This window comes from Thiosocius teredinicola (assembly GCF_002009425.1).
Classification (GTDB): Bacteria; Pseudomonadota; Gammaproteobacteria; order Chromatiales; family Chromatiaceae; genus Thiosocius; species Thiosocius teredinicola.
In genome coordinates this window covers 751,719-773,292 of sequence record NZ_CP019936.1, presented here as the reverse complement: position 1 = coordinate 773,292, position 21,574 = coordinate 751,719, and the positions used below count along the sequence as shown (strand labels likewise).

The following is a 21,574-nucleotide window of genomic DNA, read 5'->3' as shown; positions in this document are numbered from 1 at the left end:
TTACAGGGACGATCGAAACGTGCGTTGCCGGTTCACCTCGCTCGATACAATCACCGGCTTGGTGCGCTGGCGCGATGGCGCGCACGCTTTTTGCAGGTCAGCCCCCAAAGCTGCTGGCCGTGTATGTTGCTCTGCACCTTCCGGAGATTGCATCGATGGGCGATACCGGGCCGGCGCTGTATTAGAGGTAGTTACCGTTGACTGAATCCTGCACCCTGATCATCTTCGGCGCGACCGGTAACCTGGCCCAGTTGAAGCTGTTTCCGGCGTTGTATCACCTCGAATCCGCCGGCCTGCTGGCTCCACCGATCCGCATCGTTTGCTCGGGGCGCCGCGAATACAGCCAGGAGGCCTGGCGCGAGCATGTGCTCGAGATCCTCGAACAACAGGCACACGACCCGATCGTGCCGGAGATCTGCGAGACCTTCTGTCAGCGCATGGACTACTTCCGTGGCGATCTGGCCGATGCGGCCACCTTCGAACGCCTGTCTGCACTGCTCAAGGCGCCCGAGTTTCCGGACAACCATGTATTTTATGTATCGCTACCACCGGCTAACTATGGCGGGACTATCGAGATGCTCGACCGCCACAACATGCTCGCCGAAAACGGTGCGTGGCGACGGGTGGTGATCGAAAAACCCTTCGGTTACAGCCTGGAGAGCGCGCAGAATCTGCAGCGCAAGATCAGCCGGCACCTGCGCGAAGACCAGACCTATCGGATCGACCACTACATGGGCAAGGCGATGGTGCAGAACGTGCTGGTTTCGCGTTTCGCCAACCTCATGCTCGAACCCCTGTGGTCGCGCGATTACATCGACCACGTGCAGATCACGCGCACCGAAACCCTTGGCGTCGGCGACCGGGCCGGCTTCTACGAGGGCACCGGCGCCTTGCGCGATATGTTGCAGAGCCACCTGATGCAACTCATGTCGCTGGTGGCCATGGAGCCGCCGGTATCGATGGACGCCGACGATCTGCGCGACGAAAAGGTCAAGGTGCTCAAATCGGTCCGCCCCATTCATCCCTCGGCGGTGCATTCGCACGCCTATCGGGCGCAGTATTCCAGCGGGCATATCGACGGGCAGAACGTGCCCGCCTATCTCGACGAACCCGATGTCGATGGGCAAAGCGTGACCGAGACCTACGCCGCGCTACGCCTGTATATCGACAACTGGCGTTGGCGCGACGTGCCGTTCTACCTGCGCACCGGCAAACGCATGCCCGAAGCGCGCACCATGGTGGCGATCTGTTTCAAACAGCCGCCGAAGCATTTTTTCCGCAGCGCGCACATCGACCGGCCGCCGCCGAACTGGCTGATCATGAGCATCACGCCGGAAGAGTCGCTACGCCTCGAGATCTCGGTCAAAGAACCGGGGCTCGAGATGAAGACCCGGCAGATCAGCCTCGATGCGCCGTTCCGCTGCGAGCACCATGCGCAGACCGATGCCTACGAGGGACTGCTGCTCGATGTGATCGAGGGCGACCGTTCGCTGTTCCTGCGTTACGACGAGGTCGAGTGGGCATGGCGCATCGTCGACCCGGTACTCGGCGTGTGGGCCAGCGAACGCGACTTCGTGCCGAAGTATTCGGCGGGCCAGTGGGAGCCCGACGAAGTCAGCCGGATCTTCGACAAAGCACATCATCATTGGCGACATCTATTGGATCCTGAGTAATGGCAGAATGGCAGACTGAAGTGGATGCTGCGGCCGTGGCGGATGCGGCCTGCCGCTTGATCGGCATGGCGGCACGCAATGCGATCGCCGATCACGGCAAGTTCCGGTTGGTGCTGGCCGGCGGCAGCACCCCGATGGCAACGTACGAACGACTCGCCGCAAGCGGCCAGGACTGGAAGCGCTGGTCGCTTTACTACGGCGACGAACGCTGCCTGCCGCCGGAGCACCCCGAACGCAACAGCCAGATGGTGCGAACGACCGGGCTCACACTGCGCGCCGCCAAGCACTACCCGATCGCGACCGAGCTCGGTGCGAAAGAGGCCGCAGCCGACTACCGCACCCGTGTAAAACGCGCGACGCCGTTCGACATGGTAATTCTCGGCATGGGCGAAGACGGCCATACCGCCAGCCTGTTTCCCGGGCAAGACTGGCCGGACAAACCGGTATTCGCCGTCAAAGACTCACCGAAGCCGCCCGCCGAACGCGTAACGCTCGGCGTATCCGCACTGCAGAACTGTCACTCGATGCTGGTATTGGTAACCGGCGAGAGTAAGATCGAGGCCGTCCGCCAGTGGCGTGCCGGCGCCGACCTTCCGGTCGCCCGCGTCAGCAGCGTCGGCCACGCGATGGTGCTGGTGGAAAAAAAATGTCTGGAGTTTGCCGGTAATCAAGCGCCGCAGGATGAAGAGGCAGTAGAGTCACCGAAATGATATCTCTCGCGGCCGACATCGGCGGCACCTACAGTCGGCTCGCCTGGTCTGAGACCGGCCCGCACGCCGATGTCGTCGAGCAGACGTTCGACAACAGCGATTTCGACACGCTGGAAGGCGTGATCGACGAGGGATTGAAACGCTACGGCAGCGACCACGCGATCGACAACATGGTGTTGGCCGTGCCCGGCCCGGTACATCGTGATCCGGTAGAGCTCACCAACATCAATTGGTCGATCAGTCGTGCGAGCCTGAAGGCGCATTACGCTACCGAGCGGCTGACCATCGTCAACGACTTTCAGGCCGCCGCCATGGGCGCAATCAGTGCCTCACCGGACGACATGACGACGTTGAACAGCGGCAGCCACGCACGCGGCCCGCTGGTGGTCACCGGAGCCGGCACCGGCCTGGGCATGGCATGGTTCGCCGACAGCGAAGCGCCGGGACTACCCCGGGCTACCGAGGGCGGACACATAGATTTTGCACCCAATGCCGCAAAAGAGGTCGAATTCTACCGCTGGTTGGCGGCACAATTCGGCCATGTCTCTTACGAACGTATTCTGAGTGGCAGCGGCCTGCAAAACACCTATCGATTCGTCAGCGGCGATGAGGGCGCCGACGAGTCACCGGCGCAGATCGTTGCGCTGGCAAAACAAAACGACTCGGCGGCCACGCAATCGATAACCACGTTCGTCAGGATATTTGCGGCTTACGCGGGCAATCTCGCCCTCGCGTTCAATCCGACAGGGGGTATCTACCTCTGCGGTGGACTGACGGCGCATTTGGCCAAGTGGTTCACGCCGGCCATCTTCGTGGACGCGCTGACGGCCAAAGGACGTATGGCAGATGTCGTACGCCGCATACCGATCTACCTGGTGACCCGGCCGGATACGGGTTTGGCCGGGGCCAGACGCATTGCACAAGAAATCTACAGGGCAGACACATGACAACCAGTGAAGAGCAGCATCACCTTTACAAGTACTATGTCGAACCGCAGGCGGTCAGCGATCTGACCCGCCGCACGCTGGTTTTGGTGCTTGCAGGCGGTGAGGGTTCACGACTGAAGAATCTCACCAAGTGGCGCGCCAAACCGGCCGTGCCGTTCGGCGGCAAGTACCGCATCATCGACTTCGCCTTGTCGAATTGCATCAACTCCGGCCTGCGTCGCATCGGCGTGCTGACCCAGTACAAATCGCATTCGCTGATCCGCCACCTGCAGCGCGCGTGGGGCTTTATGCGCCCGGAGATCGGTGAGTTCGTCGAGATCATTCCTGCGCAACAACGTCTGCGCCCCGAGTGGTATCAAGGCACCGCCGATGCGATCTATCAGAACCTCGACATCGTGTACCGCCACGAACCGGACTACGTGTTGATTCTTGGCGGCGACCACATCTACACGATGAACTACGCCAAGATGCTCGCCGCGCACGTGCAGTCGAATGCCGAACTGACGATCGGCTGCATCGAGGTACCGCTGGAAGATGCCAAGGCCTTCGGCGTGATGTCGGTCGATGAGGAATACCGGATCACCCGCTTCTCCGAGAAGCCGGCTGAACCGGAGCCGATCCCCGGCAAGCCCGACCTCGCGCTGGCCTCGATGGGGATCTACATCTTCTCGATGGAATACCTCACCAAGGCGTTGATCCGCGACGCGGAAGACGAAACATCGCAGCATGACTTCGGCAAAAACATCGTGCCCGAAGCCATCAAGCACGCAAAATCGGTTGCCTATCCGTATCTAAACAACAAAGGCGAACCCGCCTATTGGCGCGATGTCGGCTCACTCTATTCATATTGGAAAGCCAACATCGAGCTGTGCGATATCGAGCCCGAACTCAACCTGTACGAACGCGACTGGCCGATCTGGACATACCAGACGCAAAGCCCGCCGGCCAAGTTCGCATTCGATGACGAAGGCCGTCGCGGACAGGCAATCGATTCACTGGTCGCCGGTGGTTGCATCATCTCCGGCGCCAAGATCAAGCGTTCGGTGATCTTCTTCAACACCCAGGTAGAGACAGGTTCTTACGTCAAGGAAAGCATCATTCTGCCCAAGGTACGCATCGGCAAGAACTGCCTGCTGCAACGTTGCATCGTCGACAAGGGCACGGTGATCCCCGACGGCACGCAGATCGGCGTCGATCACAAAGAGGATCGCAAGCGCTTCATGGTCACCGACGACGGGATCGTACTGGTCACCCCCGGCATGATGAATCAGCGCCTGCACTACGAGCGCGATTGAACATGCCAGCCGACAAAACCATGCCGCTCAATCTCGTATTGTGCTGGCATATGCATCAGCCGTGGTACCGCGAGAGCCAGGAAGGCGACTACCACCTGCCGTGGGTGTACCTGCACGCGCTCAAAGACTATTCAGATATGGCCGCGCACCTCGAGGCCCATCCGCAGATGCGCTGTGTGGTCAACTTCACACCGGTGCTGCTGGAACAATTGGATGACTACGGCGTCCAGTTCCGCCGCCACCTGGCCGATGGACACCGCTTCAGCGAGCCCCTGCTGAACCTGCTGGCGGGTGTCGAACCGATCCCCGATGACATCGAGCAGCGCGCCGACATCGTGCGTGCCTGCAAGCGCGCCAATGCGCCGATGATGATCGACGTCTACCCGATGTTCCGTGAATTGCTCGGCATGGTCGAGACCAGCGACGGCAAGGATATCGACGAACGCCTGCTGGCCTATATGAGCAGCCAGTATTTCCTCGACCTGCTGAGTTGGTATCACATCGCCTGGCTCGGCCACTCACTGAAGCAGCTGCCGCACGTCCAAGCCTTGCTGAAACGCACCGAGGTATTCGACCGGGAGGCACGGCACGAACTGTTGGCGGTTATGTCCGATACCTTCGACAACCTGCTGGAACGCTACCGCAAACTGGCGAAGAAGGGTCAGATAGAACTGTCGATGACCCCCTATGGTCATCCGATCGTGCCGTTGCTGATCGATATGGAAGCCATGCATTGCGCCATGCCCGAGGCACAGGGCCCCGACCTGCAGCAATACCCCGACGGCCTTGAACGGGCCCGCTGGCACATGCGCGAAGGTATACGCATCTTCGAACACTACCTTGGCTGCCGCCCAACCGGCGTGTGGCTCTCCGAAGGCGGCGTGAGTGACCCTGCGCTGCAATTGTTGGGCGAGTTCGACATCAAGTGGAGCGCCTCCGGCGAAGGCGTGTGGGGCAACAGCCGCTTCCTGTCGGGACTCGAATCGCAGGGCGAGGAAGCCCGCCGCAGTCTGTTCTGCGCCCACCAGGTCGGCGAACTCGACACCTTGATGTTCTTCCGCGACGACGGCCTGTCGGACATGATCGGTTTCGACTATCAGAGCTGGGACGCGAACGATGCCGCTGCGGATTTCCACCAGCATCTGCACAACATCGCTCACTATCTCGACGACGAATGTGAGCAATCCGTGGTCAGCGTGATCCTCGACGGCGAGAACGCCTGGGAGTATTACCCGGACAACGCCTACCACTTCCTCGGCGCATTGTACGAACGCCTGGCCGACAGCGACCTCGTCAACACGGTGACGTTCAGCGAGGCCATCGAGCTGTGCACGCCGCACAAGCTGCCGTCGCTATGCCCGGGAAGCTGGGTATACGGCTCTTTCTCGACCTGGGTCGGCGATGCCGACAAGAACCACGCCTGGGATCTGTTGATCCGCGCAAAGCAGACCTATGACGACGTCATGCGCAAAGGTCGTTTCGATGCCGCCGGTGTCGAAAGACTGGAGCGCCAACTGGCGATCTGCGAAGGCTCCGACTGGTTCTGGTGGTTCGGCGATTACAACCCGTCCGACAGCGTCAACGACTTCGATCGACTGTATCGTCAGCAACTTCGCCACCTGTACGAGATGCTCGGCGAACCGATACCGCCGGAACTCGACCAGCCGATATCGGCTGGAGGCGGCGATGCAGAAAACAGCGGCACGATGCGGCGCGGCCATGGGTGAAGCCCTGAACCGCAAGGCCGGTGCGCTGCTGCACGTCACGTCGTTGCCGTCCGGCAAGCTGGATGACGACGCGCTGCGATGGGTCGACTTCATGGCCGAATCCGGGCTCAGTGTGTGGCAGATTCTCCCGCTGGTGATTCCTGATGCAACGCACTCTCCGTACCAGAGCCGTAGTGCCTTCGCGATGAACCCAGAGCTGTTGCCGAGCAGCCCGCCGGACGTCAACGAGTCCGACTTCGAGACGTTCTGCGCGCGCGAAGATTACTGGCTGGATGACTTTGCGCTGTTCCAGGTTCTGAAAGGACGCCACGACCAGAACGCCTGGGTTAGCTGGCCCGATGTCTACCGGCACCGCGACGAACAGGCGCTGCGCAAACTCGCGCAAGAAGCCGGTGATGAAATCAGGCAGATCAAGCAGCAGCAGTTCCAGCTGGATCGCGCCTGGCACCGCATTCGCGAGCATGCCAACGCGCGCAATATCGAACTGTTTGGCGATATCCCGATCTTCATCGCCCACGACAGCGCCGACACCTGGGCGCGACCGGAAGACTTCCTGCTCGATGGCGACGGCCAACCCACATATGTCACCGGCGTACCGCCCGACTATTTCGCCGAGTTCGGGCAGCGCTGGGGCAATCCGCACTATCGGTGGGATCGTATGCAGACCGATGGCTTCGCCTGGTGGATATCACGCATGCAGCGTCAGTTCGATCTGTTCGATATCGTCCGGATCGATCACTTTCGCGGCCTGGTCGCCGTGTGGATGATCGCGGCCGATTGCGAAACGGCGGTCGACGGCTATTGGCAGGAAACACCCGGCGATGCGCTACTCGCCACGTTGCAGCATCGCTTTCCGAAGCTTTCGATCGTTGCCGAAGACCTGGGCGTCATCACCGACGAGGTACGCGACCTAAGGCACAAATACGGTCTGCCCGGCATGTCGGTGTTACAGTTCGCATTCGACCAGTTCGAAGACAACCCCCACAAGCCGGCCAACATCACGCCAGACAACATCGTCTACACCGGAACGCACGACAACGACACCACCGTAGGCTGGTTTTACAAACTGCAACCACATGAGCAGGCTTTCGTGTTTCAGATACTGCACAAGGAACCCACCGACGACATCGCGCGGCTGCTGATCGAGACGGCAATGCACAGCAACGCCTCGATCGCGATCGTTCCGCTACAGGACTATCTCGGCCTGGGCAGTGAGGCACGCATGAATACACCTGGCTCGACCGAGAACAACTGGCGTTGGCAGTGTTCCTGGGATGCCTTGACTCCGGCCTTGTCCACCTACATCAGATCGTTGGTCGAAGGCGGAAGGCGGATACATGCCGGTTAAACTGCCCTATCCCTTGGCCATGCTGCAGCGTGGCGAATCGCATGACCCGTTCAGTATCCTGGGCTGTCAGCCCGAAGGCGGGTGCACCGTGGTACGCGCCTTCATGCCGAACGCCGAAAGCGTCGAGCTCGACAATGTCGGTGCGATGCAGCGCATTCCAAACAGCGATATTTTCGAGATCGCCCTGACGCCAGAACAGGCCGCGGCGCTGCCCAAACACCACAGTCTCACCTGGGTTGAGAAGGGCGACGGCAATCGCCATTCGGGAATTTCTCCGTACAGTTTCGAACCCCTGATTTCCGACCTCGACCTGCATCTGTTCAACGAAGGTCGGCACCACCATATCTACCGCATCCTCGGCGCTCATTACCTGGTGATCGACGGCATCAGCGGCTGCCGCTTCGCGGTATGGGCCCCGGCCGTCAAACGCGCGAGCGTGGTCGGCGATTTCAACGGTTGGAACGGCCTGCGCCACCCGATGCGCAACCGCGGCGGTTCCGGTGTCTGGGAGCTGTTCATCCCAGGCCTGACCCCGGGCGATCTGTACAAATTCGAATTCATCAGCAAGCACGGCGACTGCCTGCTCAAGGCCGATCCTTACGGCCAGCAGATGACGTTGCGGCCCGATACGGCTTCCAAGGTCACCGTGCCGACCCAATACCACTGGCAGGACGGCGAATGGCTGTCCAGCCGCGAGCAGTGGGCCTGGATGGAACGGCCCATGTCGATCTACGAGGTGCACCCGGGATCATGGCGGCGGCATGCGGATGGCCGCTTCCTGAACTACCGCGAGCTGGCCGATGAGCTGATTCCCTACGTCAACGACCTGGGCTACACGCATATCGAATTGATGCCGGTCATGGAGCACCCGCTCGATCAATCCTGGGGTTACCAGGTATCCGGCTACTTCGCGCCGACGGCACGCTTCGGCGACCCGGACGACTTCCGCTACTTCGTCGACCAGTGTCATCTTCACAACATCGGCGTAATCCTCGACTGGGTACCCGGTCACTTCCCCAAAGACGATTTCGCGCTGGCGCGTTTCACCGGCGAAGCGGTCTATGAACACGCCGACCCGCGGCGCGGCGAGCATCGCGACTGGGGCACACTGATCTTCGACTATGGACGGCGTGAGGTCGCCAACTTCCTGTTGGCCAATGCGGTCTACTGGATAGAGGAGTTTCACGTCGATGGACTGCGTGTCGATGCGGTGGCATCGATGCTGTATCTCGACTATTCGCGCAACGACGGCGACTGGCTGCCCAATCAATACGGCGGGCGCGAAAACCTCGATGCCATCGAGTTTCTGCGCCACGTCAACGGTGTGCTGCACGCCCGCTTCCCCGGCGCCCTGACGATCGCCGAGGAATCCACCGCCTGGCCGATGGTGTCGCGACCGAACTGGATGGGCGGCCTGGGTTTCAGCATGAAATGGAACATGGGCTGGATGAACGACACCCTGGCCTACATGGAACTCGACCCGGTACACCGTCGCTACCACCACGACAACCTGACGTTCAGCCAGATGTACACTTACACCGAAAACTTCGTGTTGCCGCTGTCGCACGACGAAGTGGTGCATATGAAGCGCAGCCTGCTGGACAAGATGCCCAACGACCTGTGGCAGAAGTTCGCCAACCTGCGTCTGCTGTTTGCGTGGCAATACGCCCACCCCGGCAAGAAGCTGCTGTTTATGGGTGGCGAATTCGGCCAATGGCACGAGTGGCGCGACGGTGAAGCCATCGACTGGCCGCTGCTCGAACACAATACGCATCGCGGCCTGCAGAACCTGATCCGCGATCTCAATCACCTGTATCGCGAACAGCCGGCGTTGCACCGCCACGACTTCGAAAGCCAGGGATTCGAGTGGATCGAATGTCACGACAGCGACCAATCGGTGCTGAGCCTGATTCGACATGGGGCGGGCCAGTCTGTGGTATGCCTGTTCAATTTCACGCCGGTGCCACGCAAGGCCTACCGCATCGGCTTGCACCACGGCGGCGTGTACCGAGAGATTCTCAACACGGACGCGAACGTCTATGGCGGCAGCGACGTCGGCAACAGCGGCCAGGTCGTCGCTACCGCGGACGCATGGCGCAATTTCGAGTGTTCGGCAGCGGTGGATCTCCCCCCGCTCGGCGCCGTGTTCTTACAACGACAAGAATGAAAAGGGTTGAGTCTATGGCTGGGCAACAAGCAGGCAGACAGCACACGACAATAGTAGGTCGTCACTTGGCGGTCGCAACGATGCGGATAACTCTGGCAGTATCGAACTGTCACGCTCGCTAACCGCATCACCAATCGCCATGAAGTTGCTCTTCGCCGCCAGCGAAATGTTCCCGCTGATCAAAACCGGTGGGCTCGCCGATGTCGCCCACAGCCTGCCCAATGCGCTCGCCGAACTGGGCGTCGATGTGCGCGTCGTGATTCCCGCCTATCGCACCGTGCTCGACCGCCTTACCCAGATGCGCGTGCTCGGCTGGCTCAAGCTGTCGGCGGGCACCGAGGTGCGCATACTCGAAGCGATGCATCCGGAAATGAAGATGCCGTTGTGGCTGGTCGATGCACCGACGGCATTCGATCGCGTCGGCGATCCCTATACCGGAGCCAACCAGCAGGACTGGCCGGACAACCCCACGCGCTTTGCGCTGTTGAGCGAAGCCGCGGCCAGCCTTGCGATGGACGGGCTGAGCCTGGGATGGCAGGCAGACGCGGTACATGCCAACGATTGGCAGACAGGCCTGCTGCCGGCCTACCTGTCGGTTGAGACACAGCCGCCGCGTACCGTGTTCACCGTGCACAACATCGCCTACGACTGCCAGTTCGACTTCGGCACCTTCCAGTCGCTTCACCTGCCGGCACATTGGTGGTCGATGGAACTGGGCGAGTTCTATGGTCGTTTCTCGATGCTCAAGGCCGGCCTGATGTTCAGTGACGTGTTGACGACCGTCAGCCCGCGTTACGCCGACGAGATCCGCACGCCGGAGTACGGTTACGGTTATGCGCCGATCCTCAGTGCCGTCAGCGACAAACTTGTCGGCATCCTCAACGGCATCGATGACATCACCTGGAACCCGCGCACCGACAAGCACCTGGTGGCGCACTACCAGGCCGGCGGCAAGGTGCGCGCCGGTAAGCGCGCCAACCGCCAGGCATTGCTGACGGCAATGGGCGCCAGCGAAGAGGTCATCCAACAACCGGTGCCGCTGATCGGCTCGGTCGGCCGTCTGGTCTATCAAAAGGGTATCGACCTGTTGCTCGACGCCATTCCGCCCCTGCTCGAGCGAACCAACGCCAAGTTTGTGCTGATCGGTACCGGCGAAGCCAAGCTGATGCACCAACTTGAAGCGCTCAGCAAGACCCACCCCGACCGCGTGTTCAGCCATTTGGGCTATTCTGAAACACTGGCACATCAGCTCGAAGCCGGTTGCGACATCTTCGCAATGCCATCTCGGTACGAACCTTGCGGGCTGAATCAGATGTACAGCCTGTGCTACGGCACGCCACCGGTCGTTCGCGAGACCGGCGGACTGGCGGACACGGTCGTCGATGCAACACCACGCAGTATCGCCCGCGGCGAAGCCAACGGTTTCGTGTTCACCGAACCGACCACGCATGCCCTGCAGGCGGCAATTGAGCGGGCGCTCGAACTGTTCGAACAACCCAAGCAGTGGATGAAACTGATCAAGACCGGGATGCGTGCAGAGTACGGCTGGAAGCAGAGCGCACAGGCCTACCTGGACGTGTACGGTGCGGATTGACGAGTAGGAGGTAACTCTCGTGGCCGAACAAGATACGACTGACGCGTGCATTTTGCCCAACATGCCGGCCCTGCCCTCCGGTTCGAATGACCTGAGCGAGGATATCCGGCGGTACCTCGAATACCACCTCGGACGCTTCCTCGGTTGTGACCGTTTCTACCTGTACGAGGCACTCGCCTACACCGTGCGCGATCGCATCATGAGCGAGTGGCGCAACACCTGGTGCATGTACAAGCGCGACGGCGTACGCCGCTCGCACTACCTGTCGCTCGAATACCTGATCGGCCGCTCGCTGGGCAACCACCTGCTCAACCTCGATCTCGAAGAACCGGTCGACAAGGCGGTCAAGGATTTCGCCATCGCGCTCGAAGAAATCGAAGATACCGAACCGGATGCCGGCCTGGGCAACGGGGGTCTCGGGCGTCTGGCAGCCTGCTTCCTCGATAGCTGTGCCACGCTCGGCCTGCCGGTTACCGGCTACGGCCTGCGCTACGAGTACGGCATGTTTCACCAGCACATCGAGAACGGCTACCAGGTCGAAGACCCCGACCACTGGCTGCGCGATGGCCACCCGTGGGAAGTTGAGCGCCCCGAGTACACGCAGTTCATCAAGTTCGGTGGCCGCACTGAACACTTTACCGACCTGCAGGGCCGCCCGCGCGCACGCTGGATCGACACCGAAGACGTGCTGGCCGTGCCCTACGATGTGCCGGTATCCGGTTACCGCAACAACATCGTCAACACCTTGCGATTGTGGTCGGCTTCGGCAACCGATGCGTTCAACCTGCACGAATTCAACGCGGGCGACTACGCCGACTCGGTGGCAAGCAAGAACGAAGCGGAAAACATCACGATGGTGTTGTATCCGAACGACGCCAACGAAAACGGCAAGGAACTGCGCCTGCGCCAACAGTATTTCCTGACGTCGGCCAGTCTGCAGGACGTGTTCCGTCAATGGGGCGACCAACCGTTGACCCAGTTTGCCGAATGCAACGTATTCCAGCTCAACGATACCCACCCCAGCATCGCGGTAGCAGAACTGATGCGCCTGCTGCTCGACGATCCCGACAAGCGCTTGGAATGGAACGACGCCTGGGAGATCACGCGCAACTGTATGGCCTATACCAACCATACGCTGCTGCCCGAGGCGCTCGAACGCTGGCCGGTCAGACTGTTCGCGCAGTTACTGCCGCGCCTGCTGGAGATCATCTACGAGATCAATGCGCGCTTCCTGGCCGACGTGCGTCAGCGCTGGCCCGGCGACACCGACCGCGTGCGCAGGATGTCTTTGATCGAAGAAGGACCGGACCCGCAAGTGCGCATGGCCTACCTGGCAATCGTTGGCAGCTTCTCGGTCAACGGCGTCGCCGCACTGCATTCCGACCTGTTGACCAAAGGTCTGTTCAAGGATTTCTACGAACTGTGGCCCGAGAAGTTCAACAACAAGACCAACGGCGTCACCCCACGACGCTGGCTGGCGATGTCGAACCCGCAGCTCGCCGAATTGTTGACCGAGACCATCGGCGACGGCTGGCAGGCCGACCTGGGCCGACTCGAAAAGCTCAAGCCGTGGGCCGACGACGGTGACAAGAACTTCATGAAGCGTTGGCAGGAGATCAGACTGCACAACAAGCGGCGCTTGGCCGATATGGTGCTGGCCTTGACCGGGGTGCGCTTCGATCCATCGTCGCTGTTCGACATCCAGGTGAAGCGTATCCACGAATACAAGCGGCAACTGCTGAACGTGTTGCACGTGATCCACCTGTACAACCGCATCCGCAGCGGCGATACCGAAAACTGGGTAAATCGCTGCGTGCTGATCGGCGGCAAGGCCGCCCCGGGTTATCAGCGCGCCAAAGAGATCATCAAGCTGATCAACAACGTTGCCTCGGTGATCAATGGCGACCCGGCGGTCGGCGATCGCTTGAAAGTGGTGTTTCTGCCGAACTACGGCGTGACTAAGATGATGTACATCTGTCCCGCGGCCGACCTGTCGGAGCAGATATCGACCGCCGGCAAGGAAGCGTCGGGCACCGGCAACATGAAGTTCATGATGAACGGCTCGATTACGATCGGCACCTACGACGGTGCGAACATCGAGATCATGGATGCCGTCGGCGAAGAAAACTTCTTCCTGTTCGGGCTGAAAGCGGAAGAGGTTGCCGGCCTGCGCGGTCGCTACAACCCGCAAAGCTATATCGACAGCGACCCGGACCTGGCGGCCGTTATCGACCTGCTCGAGAGCGATCACTTCAGCGCTATCGAGCCCTGCCTGTTCCGCGGCATCATCGACAGCATCAAGAGCCCGCACGATCCGTGGATGACACTGGCCGACTTCCGCAGCTATATCGATGCACAGGCCAGCGCCGAAGCGGCATGGCGCGACCAGGATCAGTGGGTGCGCATGAGTATTCGCAACTGTGCTTCCAGCGGCGGCTTTTCGACCGACCGCACGATCAGCGAATACAACGACGATATCTGGAAGCTGAAAGCGCTGTCGTAAGGCGTGTGCGGCACGAATCGACGGACGGGATCACGATCCCGTCCGTAAAGCCGGTCAGTGCGGCGACATCATGACTTCGCCGCCGAGCTTGAAACTCAGCGACAAGGTCTTCTTGCCACGAAACAGGCTGTCACGCTCGACGGTCACGCTGACCTCGTTGCCCGGCAGCTCGTCGATCATGGCGATCTTCACATCGGCATAGTGATCGATCGGTATATCGTTGATCTTGACGATCCGGTCTTTCTTTTCGACGCCCGCCTTCTCCGCAGGACTGCCGTCGGAAAAATCTTTGACGAACACACCTTCGTCGCGTTCATCGAGCATGATCTGCATAAGGCCCGGCGGCGGTAGGGGCTGATCGTTGATCAGCACCAGGAAGTCCGCCTCACCGAACATGGCTGTCGCCGGGTTGAAGCTGCCGATGACCGTGCCATCAATGCCGGTACGCCGCGCCACGCGATTGGGGATGCCGCTACGTCCACCGATATGCCCCTTGCCCGCCAATACCAGCATGCGCGCATCCGGATTGGCCTTGAGATAATCCGCGGCACGTTGCGCCATCATCTCGTCCCAGGTGAGCTGCACTTCGAGGAATCGATCGAATTGCGCATCGCCTGCCGGGTGCTGCTTGAACATCTCGCGCAACCGGTCGGCATAGGCCTTGTCGGCAAAATCGTAGCCGTCCGGCAGATCCTGTTTGAATTCCTGCGACAGACCGTCGATGCCGACCCGGCGGATCTCGTTGGTCAGTTCGCGCGACGCGTTCAACGCGACCAGCGGAATGCCGTTGTCTTTGGCAAACTGCAGTATCGGTCGGTATAACCGGTAGTCGAATCGCCAGCGGTCGTAGTATTCGGTGCGGCGCAGCAGCTCGGCTTCATCGATGCGCCCGGCGCTGTAGTCGTCGAGGACAGGTTGAAAGCGCGCCTGAAACCATTCAACCCCGACAGCCAACGGCGCGGAGTCTGCCGCCATGGCCTTGAGTACGTCGAGCTGCAGCAGATGGTCGGCATATGCCGTGTGTGTCTCGCCGACATAAACCACGCGCTCACCTTTGAGACGCGACATGACTTCTGGCAGGGTTGCGCTTTTTGCCGTCTCGACAACAATCGGAGTCTGGCCTGTCGTTGTTTCGGAAGCCGCCACGGCGGAGATCAGGATTGCACTCATGAAAACACCGATAAACCCTGTTAACGCGTTGGCGCACACAGCGCGTTTCATCGTCTTTCTTTTCAGCATTTATCTTCCTCTTGATGCAATCGGTGCCGGTGTGGCGCATTCGATGTCGGTCGAACTCATCCCCGCGGCCGGCGAAATGCGCGTGACCGACGAGATCAGCGTCGATCGGGCGAGCGATAGATTCGAGTTCGTTCTCAACAGCGGCCTATCGCTCACCACCGCATCCGGCCGCCTCGAAACCGTATCGACTTCGTCCGACGGGCTGCGCACCGCCTATCGTGTCACATTAAAGACGCCAGGCAAGCGACTAAAGTTGCATTACCATGGCCGCCCCGTGTTTTCCGAGCAACGCGGCCACGGTGATATGCCGCAAGGTGTCGTGTCGCAGCAGGCGGTATATCTCGATGGCGCGTCGGCGTGGTATCCCGTGTTCGATGCCGCCATCACGCAAACCTTGATCGAGATTAGCCTGCCCGACGGTTGGCAGAGCCTCAGTATGGGCCGGCGCGATGCCGGCGAGGCCGCCGTGACCTGGACATCAAATGCGCCGCTCGACGATATCTACCTGCTTGCCGGTCGCTTCGTGCGGCACGCACGCCAGCACGGCGATGTCACGCTGTCGGTCTGGTTGCTCAATGACGATCCGGAGCTGGCTGATCGCTACCTCGGCATCATGGGCGACTACATCGATCACTACAGCCGCCTGATCGGTGCCTACCCGTTCGAGAAGTTCGCCGTCGTCGAGAACCACTGGCAGACCGGCTACGGTATGCCGTCGTTCACCCTGCTCGGCTCGCAGGTGATGCGGCTGCCGTTCATTCCCTATACCTCGCTGCCGCACGAGATCCTGCACAACTGGTGGGGCAACGGAGTCTGGATCGACTACGACAACGGTAACTGGAGCGAGGGGCTGACAGCCTACCTGGCCGATCACTGGATGCAGGAACGCCAGGGCAAGAGCGATCAGTATCGCTTGAAGGCGTTGCAGCGTTACAGCAACTACGCCGCAGAGAACCACGACCAACCGCTGACGCGCTTCGTCAGCCGGCACAACGAAGCCAGCCAGTCGATCGGCTACAGCAAGTCGCTGATGGTCTTCCACATGCTGCGGCGTGCGCTCGGCGATGACGCCTTCGCCGCCGGACTCAAAAGGCTGTGGAGCCAGCACAAGTTCACCCGCATCGGTTTCGTCGACGCCGTGAACACGGTCATCGGTGACGACAAAGCCATGCAGCAGCAATTCGCACCCTGGCTTATGCGACCCGGCGCACCGCACATCGGTCTCGGAACGGTCGACGTCGAACAACGCGGTAGCGGATTCCACGTGCTCGCGCAGATCCACCAACGCGGCAACACCGCCTTCAGTTTCGACCTGCCGATCGCGATCACCCTGCACGGAGAGTCTGAAGCCCGCTGGTTCACTCACCACATGTCCGGTGACGCCACACCGTTCGAGATCACCTTGCCCGCAGCGCCCCTGCGAATCGATATCGACCCGCAATACGACCTGCTGCGCTATCTGGATGCCACCGAACAGCCGCCAGCACTCAACCGCCTTTTCGGCGGCAACAGCTGGCTGATCCTGCCGAACGATGCCTCGGACGCAATGCTCGAAGCCTGGCACGATCTGGCGCGCCATTGGCAGCAGACATTCCCCGGCCTGCGGGTAACGACCGACTCGACCTCGATCGATGCGGAAGACAATCGCCTGTTGCTCGGGTGGGACAATCGCCTGTTGGCGTCGGCAACCGCCTTGTTCGAGCGCGATACACAGACCCTGACCAGGAACGGACTGCAAATCGGTAACACGACCTATCGCGCTGACGATCACAGTGTCGTGCTCGTCAGCACCGATGCGCACGGCGTGACGACCGGTTTCATCGGCGCATCCAACCCGACCGCAGTCGCGGCATTGGCCCGCAAGCTCACCCACTACGGCAGCTTCGGGCGCCTGGTGTTCGATGCGCAAACCAGTCAAAACCAGGTGCGCGATGCACTGACGTCGAGTCATTCGACCTTGAGCCGGCAACTTACCGATGCAGCAGTGCCGCTGCTGACCGCCCCGCGCGCGGTGCTGGGGGATAACCCGACCTCTCCGTGAACCTGATCGCTACTGAACTGCGAAGGCGCGCGCAGCTTCGTCGTTGCGCCGCGAGTAAGCGGAACATCCGCAGGCTGAAAGGTGTCTGATGGAGCAGTTGGACGCAGATTTGATCGTTGATCGGTGTTCCGACGCAGGTGCACCCGGTTTTCGACGCCCTCCCCAGGGTCGGGTCGCCTGATTTGCCCCCCGGTTCGCTGGGGGGTTTTGTTTTGTGCCGGATCGAACGCGTCCTAGCGTCGCCCCTCGCGACGAACCGGTACGGCAATCACGCATTCCTTGACGTCGGTGGCTTCAGGCGCGGCCTGCGCCGGCAGGTAGATCGCCGTCGGCTTCTGCGCACACTGCGTGCAACTCGAACCACAACCGGCTGACGGCGTTTCACGGCGAACGAGGCCGCGGCGCTGCAGCGTCTCGAGCATCAGCTCGACCGCGTCCAGTGGGGCATCCACCGCAGCGGCGATTTCGGCGAGCGTCGCACCGCCGCGCCGCTCGAGCAGCCCAAGCACTTTGGACAGAATCATCGCTCGGCCCAATCAAAGGCGTCCGGCTGGCGTCCGCCACGCCGCGCCCACAACCGCAGGCCGAACACGACCAACCCAAGCACGCTCAACAGGCCGACAGTCCACACCAGCGAGCGCTGCGGGTGTGCACTGTAGGTAGCCAGTTGATAGAACACGGTCGCAGTGAAATAGGCCACGCCAGTCGACCAGGTGGCGACAAACGCCGCCCAGGCTGCCCCCGTCTCACGGCGTATGACACCGATGGTCGCGACGCAGGGAAAATACAGCAGCACGAACAACAGATAGGCGAAGGCTCCGGCCTGCCCGTCGAAGCGGGCGTGCATCGCACCGAACACCGCATCGTCTACCCCGTGCGCAGTCGCATCGTGCGCTTCGACGACATTCAAACCCAAGGGGTCGAGGATGGCACCGGAGAGTTCGGCCAGGTTCGCCGGGACGGTAGCGGCGGCTGCTTGCAAAGCCGGCCACAGCTCGAATGCGCCTTGATCGGCCGCGTTGCCCGAGCGCCCTAGCGAGGTGTAGAGATTGTCGAGCGTGCCGACGACCACCTCCTTGGCCAACACGCCGGAGAAGATACCGACCACTGCCGGCCAGTTGTCTTCGCGGATTCCCATCGGTGCGAACAGCGGTGTGACGACCCGTGCCGTTTCACTGAGCACCGAGTGTTCGCTGTCTTCGTTGCCGAACGAGCCATCGGTACCGAGCGAATTGAGCAGGTTGAGCACGACGACCATGACAACAATCACCTGCCCCGCCTCTTTGACGAACAGCCGCACCCGATCCCAGGCGCGCAACATCACGCCTTTGAGCGTCGGCAGGTGATACGGCGGCAGCTCCATCATGAAGCCGGTGCTGTTACCGGGCAGCAGCGACTTCTTCATCATCAGCCCGGTCAGAATCGCGACCACGATGCCGGTAAGGTACAGTGCGAACACCACGTTCTGCCCCGATGTCGGGAAAAATGCCGCCGCGAACAAGGCATACACCGGCAGGCGCGCACCGCACGACATGAATGGATTCATCAGGATCGTCAGCTTGCGTTCGCGTTCGTTTTCCAGCGTACGGGTCGCCATGATCGCCGGCACGTTGCAGCCGAAACCGACAATCAACGGCACGAATGCCTTGCCCGGCAGACCAATCGCGCGCATCGAGCGGTCCATCACGAAGGCCGCGCGCGCCATGTAACCGGAGTCTTCGAGTACCGAGAGAAACAGATACAGCGCAGCAATGATCGGGATGAATGTCGCCACCACCTGCAGTCCGGCACCGGCGCCGTCGGCAAGCAGCACGCGCAGCCAGTCGGGGCCACCGCTCGCCGTTATGAGTTCGCCCAGACCGTCGACGAACAGCGCGCCGGCGACACCGTCAAAGAAATCGATAAAGGCGCCGCCGACATTGATCGTGAACAGAAACATCAGGTACATCACGGCGAGGAACAGCGGGATGCCGGTCCAGCGTCCGAGCACCAGTTTGTCAATCCGGTCGCTGAAGGTGCGCGACACCGGTTGGGCATGGCGGGAGACTTCGCGCGCCAGCGTATGTGCATGGGTGAAGCGCGTGTCGGCGATGGCCAGTCCAACATCTTTGCCATAACGCTCAGCAACCCAGGCGCGGATATCATCTACCTGCTGTTGCATGTCGTCTGACAAGACACCGACTTGTTCGCCTTCGAGCAGCTTCAGCGCAAGCCAGCGACGGTTGCTCGGCGCAGCGTCGTCGAGCAGCGGTTCGAGTTTGAGCAGCGCCTGCTCTACCGCTTCGTCGAGCGCCAACGGAAAGCCAGGCGCGGCGCGTTCGTCGGCGACCGCCAGCATCCTGGCCTTGAGCTCGCTCAGCCCTTCGCCCGTCGTCGCGACAATCGGCACTACCGGACAGCCCAGGCGACGCGCCAGCTCGCCTGCATCGATATCGATGCCCCGCTTGCGCGCGACATCCATCATGTTCAGCGCGACCACCAACGGCACACCCATCTCGAGCAATTGCACGGAGAAATACAGATTACGTTCGAGATTGGCCGCATCGATCACGTTGACGACCAGATCGGCATCGCGCGACAGCAGGTAGTCCCGGGTGACTTGTTCATCGAGCGAAGCGGCATCGAAGGAGTAGATGCCCGGCAAGTCGACAACCACGACATCGTGCGCATCGATTCGGCAGCGGCCTTCCTTGCGTTCGACCGTCACGCCGGGCCAGTTGCCCGTCTTCTGCCGGATACCGGTCAGGGCGTTGAACAAAGCCGACTTGCCACAGTTGGGATTGCCGGCGACGGCGATCGTTAACGAACCCGCGGCACGCGCCGCACTCCCGGCTCCATCCGCGACGCTGTTCGGCGGACAGCAACCGGCCATCAGTCGAGCACCTCGGCAAACAGCTTCTGTGCAACACCTTCGCCCAGGGCGACGCGATTGCCGCCGCGCGCCAGCACGACCCCACCGCCGCGCCGTTGCACGACTTCGGCCTCGCCGCCGATGCTCAAACCCAGGGCCAGCAACCGGCGCTTGAGTCGCATGCCGCCGTCGACGCGTACCAGGCGCAGACGCTGGCCCACTGCCAGATCGCTAAGGCGTTTGAGTTGCGACAATGCGTCCACCTGTACCCTATCCCGGTCATTTCGCCGATGATTCGGCCATCGATAGAATATCAGAGGATGCTAAATTAAGCAGCGGCGTACCGGCGGGCGGTACCGAACGAATCGGCGTGCCGATGGTCTGTGCTTCCGGTAGGCTTCGCGCCGTTACCCGGCCGCCCGTACCGACCTTGATCGATGTTTGGAAACGCAACGGAAACCCTATGACTTCAATACGCATGTTGCCGCTTTTGCTGGCCGTCTTATCGCTTGCTGCGTGCTCGCAATCCGAGCCCCCCGAAAATGCCGCTGCGCAGACCGATGCCCCGGCACCGCCGGCGGTGACCGACCTGCGCCAGTCCAACAACCCGGCCGCCGCCGCGCAAGCCGCCGCGGAGCAAAGCGAGCCGGCTGCGGCCAAGACTGAAGCAGCGCCCGAAACGCCAGCCACAGGGGGAACCAAGGAGATCGAGTGGGACAATCTGATCCCCGACGACTTTCAGCCAGAGAAGCTGATGGAGGAGTTCAACCTCGACGAGATCTCCGATGACGACCCGCGTGCAGAAGAATTCATGATCAAACTCAAGGAGTTATGGGACAAGGCACCGGTTCGCCAGGAACTTGACGGACAAGCGGTGAAGATTCCCGGGTTCGTCGTCCCGGTCGAAGGCGACGAGAAAGAAACCACCGGATTCCTGCTCGTCCCCTACTACGGCGCCTGTGTGCACGTGCCCCCGCCGCCGGCCAATCAGACCATCTACGTCGTTACCGAAGCCGGCAAGGGCACCAAACCGAACCTGTTCGACGTGATCTGGGTAAGCGGCACGATGAGCGTGCAGCGTATCGACAATGACGTGGCCGAAGCCGGCTACACCCTGTACGCGAGCGATATCGCGCCCTATGAGTAACCGGGCCTTGTGCATGGCCGTCTGGCTGGCGGCAGCACCTCCCCTGGCAGCCACAGAAGGCGTTACCTGCCATATCCATCCGCCGGGCTCGACACCGGAGCGCCCGGTCAACATCATCGGCCCGTACGCGACGGTCGACGCCTGCGAGCAGGCCCGCGCGGAACGTTTCGGCCCCGAGGGTCGCTGCCACTGCGTTTCCGACTTCTCCCCGCGCTGGCTGCCGCCCGCCGAAGGCGACCGACCGGGACAGTCTCCGCTGGGTTGAAGGTCCGTCACATTCCGCACCTGCGGGTGATCAAGGAGCCCGGCACCGTGCCGCTACACGCTTGAAG

17 protein-coding genes are annotated in these 21,574 nt (G+C 61.3%); 12 read left to right on the top strand and 5 right to left on the bottom strand.

The genetic code is table 11. From position 1 onward, the window contains the following. Positions 1-197: 197 nt before the first annotated feature. From zwf to B1781_RS03595, 9 genes are all read left to right on the top strand, one after another. The gene (gene zwf, locus B1781_RS03635) at positions 198-1,673 is read left to right on the top strand and encodes a glucose-6-phosphate dehydrogenase (RefSeq protein WP_078118360.1); all 1,476 of its coding nucleotides are present in this window, start codon (positions 198-200) and stop codon (positions 1,671-1,673) included. Next, complete coding sequence (gene pgl / locus B1781_RS03630) at positions 1,673-2,383, top strand: 6-phosphogluconolactonase (RefSeq protein ID WP_078118359.1); 711 nt, start codon at positions 1,673-1,675, stop codon at positions 2,381-2,383. Before zwf ends, pgl begins: the two co-directional genes overlap by 1 nt. After that, entirely contained in the window at positions 2,380-3,330 is a 951-nt protein-coding gene (locus B1781_RS03625; protein WP_078118358.1) for a glucokinase, read from the top strand. Before pgl ends, B1781_RS03625 begins: the two co-directional genes overlap by 4 nt. Further along, on the top strand, positions 3,327-4,625 hold the full coding sequence (glgC, locus tag B1781_RS03620; protein ID WP_078118357.1) for a glucose-1-phosphate adenylyltransferase: 1,299 nt from the start codon (positions 3,327-3,329) through the stop codon (positions 4,623-4,625). The genes B1781_RS03625 and glgC overlap by 4 nt, the downstream gene beginning before the upstream one ends. 2 nt (positions 4,626-4,627) lie before the next feature. Next, positions 4,628-6,352, top strand: coding sequence for a glycoside hydrolase family 57 protein (locus B1781_RS03615; protein WP_078118356.1), 1,725 nt, complete (start codon positions 4,628-4,630; stop codon positions 6,350-6,352). After that, entirely contained in the window at positions 6,312-7,700 is a 1,389-nt protein-coding gene (gene malQ / locus B1781_RS03610; RefSeq protein ID WP_334223871.1) for a 4-alpha-glucanotransferase, read from the top strand. Before B1781_RS03615 ends, malQ begins: the two co-directional genes overlap by 41 nt. Then, on the top strand, positions 7,690-9,867 hold the full coding sequence (gene glgB / locus B1781_RS03605; RefSeq protein ID WP_078118355.1) for a 1,4-alpha-glucan branching protein GlgB: 2,178 nt from the start codon (positions 7,690-7,692) through the stop codon (positions 9,865-9,867). The genes malQ and glgB overlap by 11 nt, the downstream gene beginning before the upstream one ends. Before the next feature lie 139 nt (positions 9,868-10,006). Beyond that, positions 10,007-11,461, top strand: a complete 1,455-nt coding sequence (gene glgA, locus B1781_RS03600; protein ID WP_078118354.1) for a glycogen synthase GlgA — start codon at positions 10,007-10,009, stop codon at positions 11,459-11,461. A gap of 61 nt (positions 11,462-11,522) precedes the next feature. Beyond that, on the top strand, positions 11,523-13,964 hold the full coding sequence (locus B1781_RS03595; RefSeq protein WP_078118353.1) for a glycogen/starch/alpha-glucan phosphorylase: 2,442 nt from the start codon (positions 11,523-11,525) through the stop codon (positions 13,962-13,964). A 54-nt stretch (positions 13,965-14,018) separates the two neighbouring features. Here B1781_RS03595 and B1781_RS03590 read toward each other — a convergent pair whose 3' ends face one another. Next, the gene (locus B1781_RS03590) at positions 14,019-15,134 is read right to left on the bottom strand and encodes a ChaN family lipoprotein (RefSeq protein ID WP_164513240.1); all 1,116 of its coding nucleotides are present in this window, start codon (positions 15,132-15,134) and stop codon (positions 14,019-14,021) included. 112 nt (positions 15,135-15,246) lie between these two features. Here B1781_RS03590 and B1781_RS03585 point away from each other — a divergent pair, with 112 nt between their 5' ends. Further along, on the top strand, positions 15,247-17,244 hold the full coding sequence (locus tag B1781_RS03585; RefSeq protein WP_078118351.1) for a M1 family metallopeptidase: 1,998 nt from the start codon (positions 15,247-15,249) through the stop codon (positions 17,242-17,244). A 233-nt stretch (positions 17,245-17,477) separates the two neighbouring features. On the opposite strand, the gene B1781_RS03580 is transcribed toward B1781_RS03585, so the two are convergent. The 4 genes from B1781_RS03580 to B1781_RS23095 are packed head-to-tail and all read right to left on the bottom strand — an operon-like array spanning position 17,478 to position 20,575. Next, entirely contained in the window at positions 17,478-17,768 is a 291-nt protein-coding gene (locus B1781_RS03580; protein ID WP_078118350.1) for a FeoC-like transcriptional regulator, read from the bottom strand. Continuing rightward, a complete protein-coding gene (gene feoB, locus B1781_RS03575) occupies positions 17,765-20,116 on the bottom strand; it encodes a Fe(2+) transporter permease subunit FeoB (protein WP_078118349.1) in 2,352 nt (783 codons plus the stop codon). The genes B1781_RS03580 and feoB overlap by 4 nt, the downstream gene beginning before the upstream one ends. Beyond that, positions 20,116-20,358: a FeoA family protein gene (locus tag B1781_RS03570; protein WP_078118348.1), complete on the bottom strand. Its 243-nt coding sequence runs from the start codon at positions 20,356-20,358 to the stop codon at positions 20,116-20,118. The genes feoB and B1781_RS03570 overlap by 1 nt, the downstream gene beginning before the upstream one ends. A gap of 16 nt (positions 20,359-20,374) precedes the next feature. Next, entirely contained in the window at positions 20,375-20,575 is a 201-nt protein-coding gene (locus B1781_RS23095) for a hypothetical protein (RefSeq protein WP_164513239.1), read from the bottom strand. On the opposite strand from B1781_RS23095, the gene B1781_RS03565 reads away from it, so the two are divergent. Beyond that, positions 20,559-21,242, top strand: a complete 684-nt coding sequence (locus tag B1781_RS03565; RefSeq protein ID WP_164513238.1) for a DUF3299 domain-containing protein — start codon at positions 20,559-20,561, stop codon at positions 21,240-21,242. The two genes, B1781_RS23095 and B1781_RS03565, sit on opposite strands and share 17 nt — an antisense overlap. Continuing rightward, positions 21,235-21,507, top strand: a complete 273-nt coding sequence (locus B1781_RS03560; protein ID WP_125931855.1) for a hypothetical protein — start codon at positions 21,235-21,237, stop codon at positions 21,505-21,507. The genes B1781_RS03565 and B1781_RS03560 overlap by 8 nt, the downstream gene beginning before the upstream one ends. Positions 21,508-21,574 lie beyond the last annotated feature (67 nt).

What these genes read in the sequence shown, in the direction of transcription:
- pgl (WP_078118359.1), top strand. Translation starts at nt 1,673, where the DNA reads ATGGCAGAATGGCAGACTGAAGTGGATGCTGCGGCCGTGGCGGATGCG.
- B1781_RS03625 (WP_078118358.1), top strand. Translation starts at nt 2,380, where the DNA reads ATGATATCTCTCGCGGCCGACATCGGCGGCACCTACAGTCGGCTCGCC.
- glgC (WP_078118357.1), top strand. Translation starts at nt 3,327, where the DNA reads ATGACAACCAGTGAAGAGCAGCATCACCTTTACAAGTACTATGTCGAA.
- B1781_RS03615 (WP_078118356.1), top strand. Translation starts at nt 4,628, where the DNA reads ATGCCAGCCGACAAAACCATGCCGCTCAATCTCGTATTGTGCTGGCAT.
- malQ (WP_334223871.1), top strand. Translation starts at nt 6,312, where the DNA reads ATGCAGAAAACAGCGGCACGATGCGGCGCGGCCATGGGTGAAGCCCTG.
- glgB (WP_078118355.1), top strand. Translation starts at nt 7,690, where the DNA reads ATGCCGGTTAAACTGCCCTATCCCTTGGCCATGCTGCAGCGTGGCGAA.
- glgA (WP_078118354.1), top strand. Translation starts at nt 10,007, where the DNA reads ATGAAGTTGCTCTTCGCCGCCAGCGAAATGTTCCCGCTGATCAAAACC.
- B1781_RS03595 (WP_078118353.1), top strand. Translation starts at nt 11,523, where the DNA reads ATGCCGGCCCTGCCCTCCGGTTCGAATGACCTGAGCGAGGATATCCGG.
- B1781_RS03590 (WP_164513240.1), bottom strand. Translation starts at nt 15,134, where the DNA reads ATGAGTGCAATCCTGATCTCCGCCGTGGCGGCTTCCGAAACAACGACA.
- B1781_RS03585 (WP_078118351.1), top strand. Translation starts at nt 15,247, where the DNA reads ATGTCGGTCGAACTCATCCCCGCGGCCGGCGAAATGCGCGTGACCGAC.
- B1781_RS03580 (WP_078118350.1), bottom strand. Translation starts at nt 17,768, where the DNA reads ATGATTCTGTCCAAAGTGCTTGGGCTGCTCGAGCGGCGCGGCGGTGCG.
- feoB (WP_078118349.1), bottom strand. Translation starts at nt 20,116, where the DNA reads ATGGCCGGTTGCTGTCCGCCGAACAGCGTCGCGGATGGAGCCGGGAGT.
- B1781_RS03565 (WP_164513238.1), top strand. Translation starts at nt 20,559, where the DNA reads ATGACTTCAATACGCATGTTGCCGCTTTTGCTGGCCGTCTTATCGCTT.
- B1781_RS23095 (WP_164513239.1), bottom strand. Translation starts at nt 20,575, where the DNA reads ATGCGTATTGAAGTCATAGGGTTTCCGTTGCGTTTCCAAACATCGATC.
- B1781_RS03560 (WP_125931855.1), top strand. Translation starts at nt 21,235, where the DNA reads ATGAGTAACCGGGCCTTGTGCATGGCCGTCTGGCTGGCGGCAGCACCT.